This is a genomic window from Trichocoleus sp. FACHB-591 (assembly GCF_014695845.1).
Taxonomy (GTDB): Bacteria; Cyanobacteriota; Cyanobacteriia; order FACHB-46; family FACHB-46; genus Trichocoleus.
Genome location: NZ_JACJPA010000055.1, coordinates 1 through 14,361 on the forward strand (window position 1 = coordinate 1; position 14,361 = coordinate 14,361).

Annotated in this window: 14 protein-coding genes and 1 pseudogene; all 15 read left to right on the forward strand. The window is 46.4% G+C overall.

Annotation, left to right across the window (positions count from 1 at the left end):
* The first annotated feature begins 482 nt into the window (after positions 1 to 482).
* The gene (locus H6F90_RS11070) at positions 483 to 1,664 is read left to right on the forward strand and encodes a ScyD/ScyE family protein (RefSeq protein ID WP_190552596.1); all 1,182 of its coding nucleotides are present in this window, start codon (positions 483 to 485) and stop codon (positions 1,662 to 1,664) included.
* A gap of 504 nt (positions 1,665 to 2,168) precedes the next feature.
* Entirely contained in the window at positions 2,169 to 2,261 is a 93-nt protein-coding gene (locus tag H6F90_RS31490; RefSeq protein ID WP_190552597.1) for a transposase DNA-binding-containing protein, read from the forward strand.
* A 12-nt stretch (positions 2,262 to 2,273) separates the two neighbouring features.
* Positions 2,274 to 2,762, forward strand: coding sequence for a hypothetical protein (locus H6F90_RS11080; RefSeq protein ID WP_190552539.1), 489 nt, complete (start codon positions 2,274 to 2,276; stop codon positions 2,760 to 2,762).
* A gap of 581 nt (positions 2,763 to 3,343) precedes the next feature.
* Complete coding sequence (locus H6F90_RS31495; RefSeq protein ID WP_370587993.1) at positions 3,344 to 3,616, forward strand: IS1-like element transposase; 273 nt, start codon at positions 3,344 to 3,346, stop codon at positions 3,614 to 3,616.
* A 37-nt stretch (positions 3,617 to 3,653) separates the two neighbouring features.
* Complete coding sequence (locus H6F90_RS30620; protein ID WP_370587994.1) at positions 3,654 to 4,088, forward strand: IS1 family transposase; 435 nt, start codon at positions 3,654 to 3,656, stop codon at positions 4,086 to 4,088.
* Positions 4,066 to 4,977 carry a serine/threonine-protein kinase gene (locus tag H6F90_RS30000; RefSeq protein ID WP_199295857.1) on the forward strand — a complete coding sequence of 304 codons (912 nt, stop codon included), beginning with the start codon at positions 4,066 to 4,068 and terminating at the stop codon, positions 4,975 to 4,977. Before H6F90_RS30620 ends, H6F90_RS30000 begins: the two co-directional genes overlap by 23 nt.
* 195 nt (positions 4,978 to 5,172) lie before the next feature.
* Positions 5,173 to 6,765: pseudogene (locus H6F90_RS30010) on the forward strand (AAA family ATPase).
* Positions 6,759 to 7,511 (forward strand): hypothetical protein, encoded by a 753-nt coding sequence (locus H6F90_RS30015; protein ID WP_199295859.1) that lies wholly within the window; start codon positions 6,759 to 6,761, stop codon positions 7,509 to 7,511. Before H6F90_RS30010 ends, H6F90_RS30015 begins: the two are co-directional and overlap by 7 nt.
* 131 nt (positions 7,512 to 7,642) lie before the next feature.
* On the forward strand, positions 7,643 to 10,183 hold the full coding sequence (locus H6F90_RS30020; protein ID WP_370587995.1) for a PAS domain-containing protein: 2,541 nt from the start codon (positions 7,643 to 7,645) through the stop codon (positions 10,181 to 10,183).
* A gap of 8 nt (positions 10,184 to 10,191) precedes the next feature.
* Positions 10,192 to 10,821 carry a response regulator transcription factor gene (locus H6F90_RS11095; protein ID WP_190552540.1) on the forward strand — a complete coding sequence of 210 codons (630 nt, stop codon included), beginning with the start codon at positions 10,192 to 10,194 and terminating at the stop codon, positions 10,819 to 10,821.
* Between the two features lie 199 nt (positions 10,822 to 11,020).
* Positions 11,021 to 11,584: a DsbA family protein gene (locus tag H6F90_RS11100; RefSeq protein WP_190552541.1), complete on the forward strand. Its 564-nt coding sequence runs from the start codon at positions 11,021 to 11,023 to the stop codon at positions 11,582 to 11,584.
* A gap of 74 nt (positions 11,585 to 11,658) precedes the next feature.
* Positions 11,659 to 12,108 carry a cupin domain-containing protein gene (locus H6F90_RS11105; protein WP_190552542.1) on the forward strand — a complete coding sequence of 150 codons (450 nt, stop codon included), beginning with the start codon at positions 11,659 to 11,661 and terminating at the stop codon, positions 12,106 to 12,108.
* Between the two features lie 112 nt (positions 12,109 to 12,220).
* Entirely contained in the window at positions 12,221 to 12,688 is a 468-nt protein-coding gene (locus H6F90_RS11110; protein WP_190552543.1) for a VOC family protein, read from the forward strand.
* A 61-nt stretch (positions 12,689 to 12,749) separates the two neighbouring features.
* Positions 12,750 to 13,688, forward strand: a complete 939-nt coding sequence (locus tag H6F90_RS11115) for an NAD(P)-dependent oxidoreductase (RefSeq protein ID WP_190552544.1) — start codon at positions 12,750 to 12,752, stop codon at positions 13,686 to 13,688.
* A gap of 80 nt (positions 13,689 to 13,768) precedes the next feature.
* The gene (locus tag H6F90_RS11120) at positions 13,769 to 14,353 is read left to right on the forward strand and encodes an NADPH-dependent FMN reductase (RefSeq protein ID WP_190552545.1); all 585 of its coding nucleotides are present in this window, start codon (positions 13,769 to 13,771) and stop codon (positions 14,351 to 14,353) included.
* Positions 14,354 to 14,361: the final 8 nt, after the last annotated feature.

Here is a 14,361-nt window from a genome sequence, read left to right on the forward strand (position 1 = left end):
GCAAAGCTTGCAGGCTTTGACGTTGGTAGGGAGTCGGCATCCCATCGAGCAAGTGATAGATTAGTTCTTGGGCGTGGGCAAGAATGTCCATTGTTCTTGCGGTCTATTAGTTTCACGCCCTTTCTGCCACCTTTTAAGCCTTGGTGCAAGATCTGAGATTTAGTCATCCTTACCCAATCACTTGTTTTTCTCAGACTTATGAGCTTTATGAGAGGGCTCCTCCTGCACCTCACATATTTGGCTGAGCTGCGAGCTGGTACGTATAGATACGTAATAAATACTTCATCAAAACTTTAAATAGTTATTATTTTAATCAAATATACTGATACAAGCAGAATTATTTGATAGTGGGTAGACAGGCCCTCTCTAATATTCATCTTTCCAAAAGGGCGATCGCCCTAATTTTTCGGTGATTTGCTCAGTGAAGCAAGTGCAAGCAGATTCAAAAAACATACTGAAACGTCGCACTTTGGAGATTATCTATGTTGAAGCACCTAACTGCCACAATCGGAGCAACTATTGTCGCTCTTAGTTTTGGAGACACAGCTCTGGCTGCGACCCTTAAAGTCATTGCAAGTAATTTAGATAACCCTAGAGGATTAACCATTGGCTCGAACGGTGCTCTCTATGTCACTGAAGCAGGACGGGGTGGTACGGGGCCGTGTATTCCCTCTCCAACAAATCCAAGCGCATCAGTTTGTTACGGCTCTACAGGAGCACTTACTCGCATTGAAAATGGCGTAGTGACTAGAGTCGTAACCGGATTGCCATCACTAGCAGCAGCCGATGGGAGCGAGGCAACCGGTGCCCATGATATTGCTTTTGATGCGACTGACCAACCTTATGTTCTCATTGGGCTGGGTAGTAATCCTGCTGTGCGGAGTACTTTAGGAGTGCCAGAGTTTGGACAATTGTTGAAAATTAATGCCCTTGATGGTGGCTCTAATTGGACTGCGATCGCTGACGTTGCAGCCTTTGAGAAAACTGAAAATCCTGATGGAGGCAGAGTAGATTCCAACCCTTACAGCTTTGTCATTCAAAACAACACCGCTTACGTTGCTGATGCAGGTGCTAACGCTCTGCTGAAGGCTAATCTGAATAATGGGGAAGTTGATCTAGCCTCAGTCTTTGATACTCGTCTAGTGACGAACCCATTTGGAGGTTCTGACATTCCGATGGAATCTGTACCCAATGCCGTGGCTAGTGGTTCTGATGGGACAGTCTATGTCGGTGAATTGACCGGATTTCCATTTCCCGTAGACGGTGCACGAGTCTATCGCGTTGCCAATGGTGTTCCTGAGGTTTTTGCCGAAGGCTTTACCAACATTATTGACTTAGATTTTGATGACAATGGAAATTTGTATGTTTTAGAGTATGCCACAAATGGTTTATTGTCCGGTGACCTCACAGGTGCATTAACTCGCCTCAACTCAGATGGAACACGCACAACCCTTTTGAGCGAGGGGTTGTTTGCCCCCACTTCATTCACGTTTGGAGAGAATGGGAATATCTTTATCGCGAACCGAGGAATTGCTGCGGGTCAAGGAGAAATCATCCAATTCAATTCCAATGATGATTCTCAATCGGTTCCTGAACCCTCAAGCTGGATTGGGTTGCTAGCGATCGCCTCTGTGGGAGGATTCTTGAAAGTGAGCCGACGCTAGAAGACAGTGATTGTCGGGATGCTTAATTTAGGTGCTATCCATTGTCACATCTTTTTTTACAAGTAGAATAATTCTAAAAAGGCTTACATGACATAGGGTTGAGCGATCGCTCCTCTCCCCCTACCGCCTTTGAGCGACCGCAAATTTAAGGAAAGTACATGCTTTCCATGACAAACCATCACGGCAGTTTCGCTAATCGAAGAGATATAGAGATCGCTTCAAGAAACCCCTAATGCTGACAGAAAGCGGTTGAATGTCTTTAGTTGTAAGGGTTTGAGGCCAATTGAGAAGAGTGGACTTTAACAAAAGTTCGTACTTTTGAGAGCGATCGCTTTCGGAAGTCGGGGATGCTGCCTAAAAAAGCTGAATAAGGATGGAAGTTTTGTGCGGTATGTTGTGGCAGTTGTTGCTGCACTCGGCATGTTCAATGCATATGCAATCCAATTCTGGGCTTATATCTAGGGTGTCAGTTGTGGTTAAGCGGGTGGAAGGAGTTAGAAATGAATTGGGGTCGCTGAGGAGTTATGGGATGTAGATTTAGGCGATGCGCGGCGAAATCGGAGGCTGGTGGGGATCGTGGAGGACTTAGTGGCATAGCCGAACGAAAGTGTGGCGCAAGCGAGTCGAGATGAAGCGGCGGTGCAAGGCGTGTATGAGTTTTGGGACAATGCGCGAGTCAGCGACCGTGAGATATTGAGCCCGCATCAGAGACTGACGGTCGAACGGACAGCAGGGCATCAAACCGTTTTAGCGATTCAGGATACGAGTGAAATGGATTATAGCGATCGCAAGGCGACGCGGGGATTAGGACCGATTAGTAATGCGAAAGCGCGCGGGTTGAAAGTGCATACGGTTTTGGCGGCAAGTGGCGAGGGAGTGCCGCTGGGGCTGTTGGGGCAGGAGGTGTCGGCACGATCGCTCAAAGGAGTTGGGAAGGAAGCGCGGAGTAGAGCGATTGCCGACAAAGAGAGTAAGAGATGGATCGAGAGTTTGGAGCTGAGCCAGACGTTAGTCCCGGCAGAGAAACAGTTAATTGCGATCGCGGATCGGGAGGCGGATATTTATGAGCTCTTCGCACATCCGCATCTGTTTTTCTAGGGCTTTTCAACCCGAACCCGAAGGCGATCGCTCTTCCAAATGCAAACTTTTGTTGCAATCTCGTCTCCCTAACTGGCTCTAAACCCTTACGCCTTTTGACATTCAACCCTTTTTGGGTACGCTCGTCTCATTTGTAACGCGATTTCAATCTCTCTTCTAGTTGCGAAACATACAGTCACGATCTTTCACATAAATCCTATACTTTCGTAAAATTTACGCTCGCTATAAGGGAAATTGGAAGAGGGCGCGATCGCTCAATTACCAGCTACGTAAGCATTTTGGTCATTATTTTATTTGTGAAGAAAGATGTGACGATGCATAGCTAATTGCGAAAAATACAGTCACATCCCTTCGCATAAATCCTGTACTTTCATAAAATTTGCCATCCCGGCCACCTGAGCGGATGAAGTGAAGAAAGATACGACAATGCACAGTTTTTTTTATTCATAATGGAATTCATGTAATTAACGGTATTACTCACGGCTTTCATTTGGAGAGAACTTTATGATTGCCTTGGTAGTGTTCTAGACTTGTGGATTTGGGCCAGAATGAAATCAGCTCACTTGCTCTAAATTCTAGCGATGGTCCTAGAGCCTATTTACTGTCCAAGTTGCACTAGCACTAACATTGTCAAACACGGAAAATCAACACAAGGAAAACAGCGATACAAGTGTCGCAACTTGGATTGCTCCCGTTCTACCTTCATCTTGAGATACTCCTACCTGGGCTATTTGCCTGAGGTCAAGCAAAGGATTAGTGAGATGGCAATCAATGGTAGTGGTATCCGCGATACAGCACGAGTGCTCAAGATTAGCCCCACGACGGTGATCGAAGAATTAAAAAAAAGATCGTGATCTCGAACAGGTGAATCGCTCGCTGTTGGAACAGAAGGTGAATTGCCCCCAGTCTGTGATGGTGGTGAAAGTGGATGAAGCGCAAATGGACGAAATGTGGAGCTTTGTGCAGTCTAAGAAACAGCAGCGCTGGCTTTGGTCAGCAATTGACCACCGAAGTGGCAAGATGCTGGCTTATGTCCTAGCCCCTCATGAGGATGCTGCTCTAGCCAAGCTCAGACAGCTTTTGCGTCCGTTTGGGTTAACCCACTTTTACACAGATGCTTGGGGGGCTTACTTACGATTACTTGACCCCCAAGAGCACACGGTGGGCAAAGCCAACACTCAGAAGATTGAACGCAAGCATTTGACCTTGAGAACTCGGATTAAGCGCTTAGCTCGTAAAACGATTTGTTTCTCCAAATCCATCTGGCTACATGATGTGGTCATTGGATTGTTCATTAATCGTCATGAGTTTGGTCGAGCCATTTGACTACTTCCACAGTTCTAGAACACTACCGATTGCCTTATCTGGAATTACTATCCAAAGCAAGACTTATGAGAGCTCAGCATCTTTAGTTTATAGAGGCTTCAGAGAGGAAGATAGTCAGGCAATCGTCATCAAACTGCTCAAGGAAAATTATCCTTCTCCTCAGGAATTAACACGCTACAGGCAGGAATATACCATTACCCGATCACTAGATGTAGAAGGTGTAATCAGAACCTACAGTCAAGAGGACTATCAACGTACGCTCGTCATTCTTCTAGAAGATTTTGGAGGAGAGTCCCTAGAGTATTGGATACAACAGTGCCGAGATAGTTTCTGCCCCATGCCTGTATCTAATTTTCTCAGGTTAGCGATCGCCATCACCGAGATTCTAGGCAGAATTCATACTGCGGGCGTGATTCACAAGGATATTAATCCTGGCAACATCGTTTTCAATCCCAATACTAGCGTTGTCAAAATTATCGACTTTGGGATTGCAACTCAATTCAACCGCACCAGTTCCACGTTCAAAAGTCCGCATGTATTGGAAGGCACTCTTGCTTATCTCTCTCCAGAGCAGACTGGGAGGATGAATCGGGCGATCGATTACCATACTAATTTTTACTCGCTCGGAGTAACGTTTTACGAATTACTCACTGGACAAGTGCCATTCCTGACAACAGATGTCCTGGAACTTGTTCACTGTCATCTTGCCAGACCCCCAATACCACCGCGTGAATTGAATCCTCAGATTCCCAAGCCAGTTTCAGACATTATCTTGAAACTGATGGCAAAGAATGCTGAGGATCGTTATCAAAGTGCTTGGGGCATCAAAGCGGATTTAGCAAATTGCGCTGATCAACTTAAAACAAGTGGTCAAATTAATTCCTTTTAACTGAGTCTGCAAGATGTTTCCGATCAATTTCAGATTCCACAAAAGCTATATGGACGAGAGGAGGAGATAGCAGCATTATTAGCGGCGTTTGAGAGAATCACTGGGAGAGAGGACACGCGGAGAAGAGAGGGAGATGCGGAGAGGGACGATACCCCCACGTCCCCGAATCTTCGTGTGCTCATGTCTTCTGAAATGATGTTGGTCAGCGGCTATTCTGGTGTTGGCAAGTCAGCGTTAGTACAAAAACTATACAGACCGATCACAGCAAGGCGCGGATATTTTATCTCAGGTAAGTTTGACCAGTTGCAGCGCAACATCCCTTACAGTGCCATTGTAGATGCCTTACGAAAACTGGTACAGCAGCTGCTGGGTGAACCGGATGAGCAAGTGAAACAATGGCGATCGCGTCTTCTCAATGCATTAGGAGGTAACGGGCAACTCATCATCGATGTAATTCCCGAAGTAGAACTGATTATTGGCAAGCAATTACCTGTACCAGACGTTGGAGCAACGGAAGCGCAAAATCGTTTTAATCGAGTTTTTTAGCAATTCATTCGGGCGTTTTGTTCTCAAGAACATCCGCTGGTCATCTTCCTCGATGATTTGCAGTGGCTCGATTCTGCCACGCTGAAGCTGATTGAACTGATGCTGCTTGATGAGCAAACTCAATACTTATTCCTAATCGGAGCGTATCGAGACAATGAAGTGAGCCCAACGCATTCTTTGGTACTGATGCTGGAAGAATTGCGACACCAAGGGACAATGCTGCATGAGATCGTGCTATCTCCGCTGGCGCTGGGTCCATTGAGTCAGCTGATTGCTAGCACGCTCCATCACAACACTGATACTGTTCGCCCTTTAGCTCAGTTGGTGCTGCGTAAAACAGAGGGCAACCCTTTCTTTGTGAATGAATTTTTGCGATCGCTGTACAGTGAAAACCTGTTGCGCTTTAATACCGAACAGCGAAGCTGGCAGTGGAATATTGCTCAAATTGGGGCTCAAAATATCACCGACAACGTCGTGGAATTGCTGCTCAAGTTGAGAAAACTGCCAGAAAACACTCAACATCTACTTCAATTAGCCGCCTGCATCGGAGCTGAATTTGATTTAGAGACGTTAGCGTTTAGCCCAGAGTCCAACTCCGAAGGAACCGTCCTTAAGCAATCGCCTAAAATAGTCTTTCAGGATTTGCTAGCAGCCATCCAAGCGGGACTCATTCAACCCATCTCTGAGCTAGACGAGAACCTGTTAGTTCAAGAGTATAAGTTCTTGCACGATCGCGTCCAGCAAGCTGCCTATGCTCTGATCGATGAGTCGCAGAAACAAGGGGTACATCTGCAAATCGGTCGTAATTTACTCGAAAAAATTTCGCTAGAGCGGACAACAGAGCGACTATTTGAAATTATTGATCATCTCAATCATGGGATTGCTCTAGCCACTGATCAAGCAGAACGAAATGAGATTGCCAAATCGAATTTGCAAGCAGGTCAGAAGGCAAAAGCAGCGATCGCCTATACGGTAGCGACAAAGTATTTAGCTACAGGTAGAGAATGGCTGGCAGCTTCTAGTTGGCAAATAAACTATGAGCTGACCTTGGAGCTATATTCAGAAACCACGGAAGTTGCATATTTGTGTGGCGAGTTTGAGCAGGTGGAATACTGGGCAGGAATTGTTCTGCAACAAGCAAAGACTATTCTGGATAAAGTGAAAGTCTATGAGGTCAAAATCCAAACCTGCATAGCGCAAAAAAACTACTCGAAGCCATTAAGATTGGACTACAAGTGTTGAAATTACTAGGTGTAGCTTTACCAGAGTCGCCTACACAGTTGGATATCCAGCAGCGACTGGAGAAAACAAAAGCATCTTGGCATGGAAAGAACATAGAGGACTTGAGTAATTTACCTGTCATGAAAGATGCTAAAAAGCTAGCAGACATGAGGTTATTATCAAGTTTATTTTCTGCGACCTTTATAGCAGCACCAGCATTGTTGCTGCTGACTGTATGCGAACAGGTGAATTTATCTATCAACCATGGCAATGTTTCGTTCTCTGCCTTTGTATATGCTAGTTACGGAACAATCTTAAATGGGATACTCCAAGATATCGAGTCGGCTTATCAATTTGGTTCTTTAGCTTTAAGCCTAGTGGAACAGTTAAATGCTGACTCAATCAACTATAGGACTTTTAATTTAGTTGCAGCAACAATACTTCATGGAAAAATTCATATCAGAGAAACCATTGGGCTTTTCCAAGCATCGTATGAAAACGCAGTAGAAAACGGAGATTTAGAATGGGGTGGCTACGCTGCACACAATAAATGTCTATATTTCTATTTCAATGGTCCGGAACTGATGGAGCTGGAACCGGAGATAAAGACCATTAGTAATACCATAGCTCGACTCAAGCAAGAAACAGTCTTGACTTGGTGCCAAACTCATCGGCAGGTAGTCCTGAACTTACTGGGACAGATAGAAAATCCTTGCCGTTTACAAGGTGTTGCTTACAATGAGGAGACATTACTACCGCTTAGTTAAGCCGCAAATGATAGAACTGGACTCCACATCTTTTATATTCACAAGCTTATCCTCTATTATCTGTTTAGGCAGTTTACTCAAGCAGTGGAAAATGCAGCCCAAGCCGAACAGTATTTGGATGGAGCAACTGGGTGGATAACGACCCCATGTTACATTTCTACGATTCTTTGGCACGGCTAGCAGTACATCCACTTGTTCGTCGTTCAGAACAAAAACACCTACTTCTCAAGGTGACAAGCAACCAAGAAAAGATGCAAATATGGGCGCATCAGGCTCCAATGAATCATCTACATAAATTTTATCTAGTTGAGGCAGAGAAAGCGCGAGTTTTGGGTCAGTTGTTTGAGGCAGAAGAGTTTTACGAACAAGCGATTCGAGGGGCTAGGGAGAATGAATATATTCAAGAAGAAGCATTAGCCTATGAATTAGCTGCAAAGCACTATCTAGCGCGAGGCAGAGAGAAAATTGCCCAGCTTTACATGAAAGAAGCGCACTACTGCTATGAACGCTGGGGAGCAACTGCAAAAGCCAAAGATTTAGAGACTTGCTATCCACAGTTTTTTCCTCAGTCACTAAATGTGGCTCCTGTGACAGTTCCCACCACTGCTGAAACTACTTCTAACACCTCACAGGTTGCTATCGATTTAGCAGCGGTGATGAAAGCATCACAAGCGATTTCAAGCGAGATTGAACTAGAACGATTACTTCATTCTTTGATGCAGAGTCTAGTTGAAAATGCTGGCGCGCAAACTGGATGTCTACTTTTGGAAGATGCAGGAGAATGGAAGATCGAAGCGACTTGTGAACTTAGTGAGGGCGCACAGGTCTGTGCAACGCGAGTGCTGCAATCGATTCCAATGACGAATTGTTTACCTGAATCCATTATTCAGTATGTAATTCGGACTCATGAATCGGTCATTCTCAATGATGCTACCCGTGAAGGTCATTTCATCAATGATCCCTATATTCAACGCCATCAAACGCAATCGGTTTTGTGTTTACCACTGCTGAACCAAACCAAGCTTGTGGGCATGTTGTATTTAGAAAATCAGTTGGCAACTGGAGTATTTTCACCAGAGCGATCGCAACTTTTAAGCTTACTATCTGCTCAAGCAGCAATTGCGATCGAGAATGCCAAATTGTACTCCGAGCAACGCACAAGCAAAAGTCAATTAGCGCAGTTCTTAGAAGCGATTCCAGTGGGCGTTGCAGTATTGGATGCAACGGGTCGCCCTTACTATGTCAATCAACGAGGCATTCAATTGATGGGAAAAGGCGTTGATCCTTCTGCCCCACCCGATCAAATCGCGGAGGTTTATCAACTGTATGTGTCGGGAACGAACCAAATCTATCCAAACGAGAACTTACCAATTGTTCGAGCATTGAGTGGCGAATATACCAGAATTGATGATATGGAAATTCTCCACCAACATAGAAGAATTCCAGTGGAGGGATGGGGCACTCCAGTATTTGATGAGCAGGGGAATGTGGCTTATGCGATCGCCACCTTTCAAGACATTACCGAACGCAAAAAAGCTGAGCAACTACTTGCTGACTACAACCGTACCTTGGAACAACAGGTTGCTGAGCGAACTGTGCTCCTCTCTCAGGAGATTGAAGAGCGCCAGCGAATAGAGACTGCCTTACGACAGAGTGAAGAACAACGCAGGTTGACAATGGACTTCAGCTACATTGGCAGTTGGAACTGGAATATTACTGAGAACACAGTGGACTGGGACGACAATCATGTGCGATTGCTGGGATTAGTTCCCAATGAAGTTGAGAGTAGCTATCAGGCATGGCGCGATCGTGTTCATCCAGAAGATATTGATCGAGTTGAGCAAGCCATTGAGACAGCCCTAGAAACCCATACCGATTTTGAAGCAGAATATCGAGTCATTTATCCAGATGGCAGCATTCATTGGTTAGTTGCCAGAGGTCGAGGCATTTACGACACAACCGGACAGCCTGTGCAAATGTTAGGAGTCATTCTTGATATTAGCGAACGGCGAGAGGCTGCACTACGTGAACGCAAACGTGCTGAGGAGGCTTCCGTTTTAGAAGAACGCAACCGCATGGCGCGAGAAATTCACGATACATTGGCACAGGCTTTTACAGGCATTTTGCTTCATGTCGGATCTGTAACACAAATGCTGGCAGATGATTCGGGATCTGCTCAAATATATCTAGAAAGGCTGGAAAAGATTGATGAATTAGCTCGAACTGGGCTGGCTGAAGCGCGTCGCTCAGTGGTAGCACTCCGTCCGCAACTTTTAGAAGCGAGTACTTTACAGAGTGCCCTGCATCGCCTCGTAATTCAAATGCAGTCAACTACTAAAACGACTTTAATCTATGAAAGCAAGGGCGTAGTTTACTCTCTACCGACCGAGGTGGAAAATCACTTACTACGGATTGGACAGGAAGCCTTAACAAACGCGATCAAATACGCCAATGCTAGTAAAATTCTGGTTGAGCTAGTGTATGACGATGCTCAATGTGTTCTGCGCGTTCAAGATGATGGACAGGGCTTCGGAGTTGGAAGCATTTCATCACTAGGTGGCTTTGGTTTGTTGGGAATGAGCGAGCGAGCAGAACGAATTGGTGCACACCTATCGATTCAAAGCCAACCTGGACAAGGAACAGAAATTGTTGTCATTGTCAATCGGGAGTGAAAATCATCATGAGTCAATCCACTAAAATTCGGGTTCTGATTGTTGATGATCACTCCCTCGTTACAGAAGGATTGACTAACATCATTAACTACGATCCAGAAATGACAGTGGTTGCTCAAGCAGAGGACGGACAACAGGCGATCGCCCAATACCGTGAACATCAGCCTGATGTCACCCTCATGGATTTACGCATGCCAAGAATGGCAGGGGTTGAAGCTATTACTGCAATTTGTGCTGAATTTAAGTCAGCTCGAATTATTGTGCTGACCACCTATAATGGCGATGAAGATATTTATCGAGGGTTGCAAGCAGGTGCCCAGGGATATCTGCTTAAAGATGCAAAACCAAATGAACTTTTGAATGCGATCCGCATCGTTCACAGCGGTCAGCAGTATGTTTCTTCGGCGGTGGCAAGTAAGCTGGTAGAGAGGATGAATAATCCCATACTCAGTGAACGAGAGCTAGAAGTGCTCCGTTTAATGGCGCAGGGATTGAGTAATCAAGACATTGGCACTGCTCTAAAGATTGGTGAGAGCACTGTCAAATCCCATGTGACTCGGATTTTGAGCAAGCTGGGAGTCAGCGATCGCACGCAAGCCGTCATTGTTGCGGTTAAACGTGGGCTTGTTAGTTTATAGGCTTGAGTTAAGACCTAGATTCATACTTTAGTTGGAGATAAGCTACTACCTTAGGTAGATTATTTCATCCATCTTATGTTGCATAAAATTATGAACTTTCAGTGGGCGACATGTAGGAGCCAACTCCCTATATTGGGTTCATGCAAACGCTAACAGCAACTGAGTTGCAGAGTTTAAGTTTGCTCGGCAGGTCTGAAATATGGCTAGCGATTGCGAACATCATTCCTTATTTGCCCCACCTTCAGTTCAGGATCACATTCAAGGTGTGCTAAGTGCCAGTGTTGTACTCATCCTGTATGGGGACTATGAATGTTTTCAAAGTGCAAAGACCTATCGGTTGATTAAAGCTGCTCAACAGCAGTTAAGCCCTTTCGAGGAGAATGATGTGTGCTTTATCTTTCGTCATTTCCCCCAAATACAGATTCATCCTCAGGCTCAGCGGGCAGCGGAAGCAGCGGAAGCAGCGGCAGTTCAAGGTCAGTTTTGGCAGATGCATGAGATGCTCTTTATCCATCAACAAGCCTTAGAGAATGGATACCTCGTGGAATATGCAAATCGTCTGGGACTTGACATTTCTCGATTTTTGCAAGACTTATCCAAAGGAGCTTATGTCGATCACATCATTGAAGACATTCAGGGTGGATATCGCAGTGGGGTAGAAGCTGCACCAGCTTTCTTTGTGAATGGGATTCGTTACTGCGAGCGTTGGACTATTGAGCAATTGATAGCAGCTCTTGTAGCAGCAACTAATCAACGTTTTTGATTGTTATGTGCAGCTAGCCTCAGTCGCATAGAAGCTGCATTGGTTGACACAGTTATCCCAAAGGTCTTCATCTCATGACACAATCTTTCTGGCTTTTTGGTTCTTGTCTCAGCATCGTTGCCGATCACACTACAACCGGAGGTCAATACGATCTGATTGAAGGCTATTTTCCGCCAGGTTCACAGACTCCTCCCCATCGCCACACCCGTTACTCCGAACAACTTTATGTACTGGAAGGTGAGTTCACGGTCTGGGCAGATGAGCACAAGGTCGTGTTAGGCGCAGGTGAAAGTTTCTTCATTCCTATCGGCACCACTCATGTTGTTGCCGCACTCAGCGAACAGCCAGCGCGCGGATTAGTCATTGCTGCCCCCAGTGCCTTTGCTCGGCTGATTGAAGCGGTGGGAACCCAGGATGAAACAGCAGCATCGGATATGGCTCTATTTGAGCGCATTAGTGCTGAAATAGGCGATGAAATTCTAGGTCCACCCGGAACTTTACCTGCCGTTGCGACGGAGATATAGCAACTTTATTGTCTTAACTCAAAGAGCTTCAGTGGTTTGCTTAATCGCGATCGCAGAAGCATGAAAAGCAACCAATCTAAACATCAAATTCACCAACTTAAAGGAGAACAAAATGACTAGCAATACTGTAAGCAGCCAAAACATGAAACTCGAAATTGTGGTGATCCCCGTTGCCGATGTTGATCGCTCCATAGACTTCTATAAAACGTTGGGATGGCGACTGGATGCCGACTTTCCTGGCGAGAATGGCTTCCGGGTGGTGCAATTGACTCCTCCCGGATCAGAGTGCTCAATCATCTTTGGCAAAGGAGTGTCTTTAGCCGAGCCAGGGTCAGTTCAGGGTCTGTACCTCATCGTTTACGACATTGAGGCCGCCCGCGCCGAACTGGTTGAGCGGGGTGTGGAGGTGAGTGAGATATTTCACGACATCGGCGGGATCTTCCACCACGCCGGAACCGAAGGACGCGTACCGGGTCCCGATCCAGAACGTCGCGACTATGCTTCCTATGCCTCGTTCAGTGATCCGGACGGCAACGGTTGGATACTTCAAGAGGTCAAGGTGCGGCTTCCTGGACGGTAACACTTCCGCTATCAACGCAATGTAGTGCCGTACTAGGCGACAAGTTTTGCAGGAGTCACAAATGAAGATTTTTGTTGCTGGGGGAACAGGAGCGATCGGTCGCCCACTACTGGACCAATTACTTACCAAAGGACACAACGTTGTAGCTCTGACCCGTTCTCCAGAAAGAGCACAGTCATTAGCGGCACAGGGAATCGAACCTGCGATCGCTGATGTATTCGACCCAGATGCAGTTAAAGCGGCTATTAACCAAACTCAACCAGAGGTGGTGATTGAACAACTCACCGCTCTACCCAAAACTTACAGCCGCGAATCAATGAGTGCAGCAGGGCCTCTGAATACGCGGATTCGGTTAGAGGGGGGTGCCAATGTGCTAGCGGCAGCACAGGCAGCAGGGGTGTGCCGTTACCTGAGACAGTCGGTCGCCTTCTGGGGAATTCCCGGTGATGGATTGGCAGATGAGGAAACACCGTTATCGCTGGATGCCTCCCCCGCCGTTGCCGCCGATGCTCGCCTCGTCACTGAGATTGAATACCGTTTGTTGGAATCCAATCTCGAAGGAATTGCCTTACGCTATGGTTTCTTCTACGGACCTGGCACCTGGTTCAACCCGGATGGTGATGTAGCACAACAGATACGGCAGCAACAGTTTCCAATTGTCGGCAATGGTGATGGCGTCTGGTCGTGGTTACACATCGAGGATGCCGCGATCGCCACGGTTGCAGCCGCAGAGCAGGGCAATTCTGGTGTTTATCTGATTGTGGATGATCAGCCTTTAGCGGTGCGCGACTGGCTGCCTGCATTTGCGCGATCGCTGAATGCTCCACCCCCGCCACGGGTATCCATTGAGGATGCTCTGGAACTAGAGGGGGGTGCGGACATTGTTTACTACCAGACTCAGATGCGAGGTGCCTCGAATGCCAAGGCAAAACGCGAACTGAATTTTCAACCGCGACCGTTGGAATGGATGGTTAGCACCGCCGTAGCTCATGCCAGTTAAAAGTTTTCACAACTCACTGCGGATGGTTCAAAACTCAACCAGCATAGACTTATCACGAGAAAACTAGAAAGGAGAAATTCATGACCACTACCAAAATTCTCGCTTTTGCCGGGAGTGCTCGCCAAGATTCTATCAATAAAAAACTGGTAAAAGTCGCCCTTGAAGGAGCGAAAGCCGCAGGTGCAGAGGTAACACACCTGGATTTCCGCGATCTGCCCATACCGCTCTACGATGGGGATTTGGAAGAGGCTGAGGGACTGCCAGAGAATGTCCTCAAGCTCAAGGCTTTGATGAAAGCGCATCAGGGTTTCCTCATTGCCTGCCCAGAATACAACAGTTCGATCACCCCACTCCTGAAAAATGCGATTGATTGGGCATCGCGTTCTGAACCGGGCGAACCTCCATTGGAGTGTTTCGCAGGCAAGGTTGCGGTGTTAATGAGTGCTTCTCCTGGAGCGTTGGGAGGCTTACGAGGATTAGTTCACGTCCGTTCCATTCTTGGCAATATTGGGGTTTTGGTGTTGCCCGATCAACAGGCAATTAGCATCCCTTATCAAGCGTTTGAGGAGAATGGCAATTTGAAGGATGAAGTTCAACAGACAAGTATCCTGCAACTTGGTAGCAAACTCGCAACGGTGACTGCCAAACTCAATTCCCCTATCTAATTATTAGA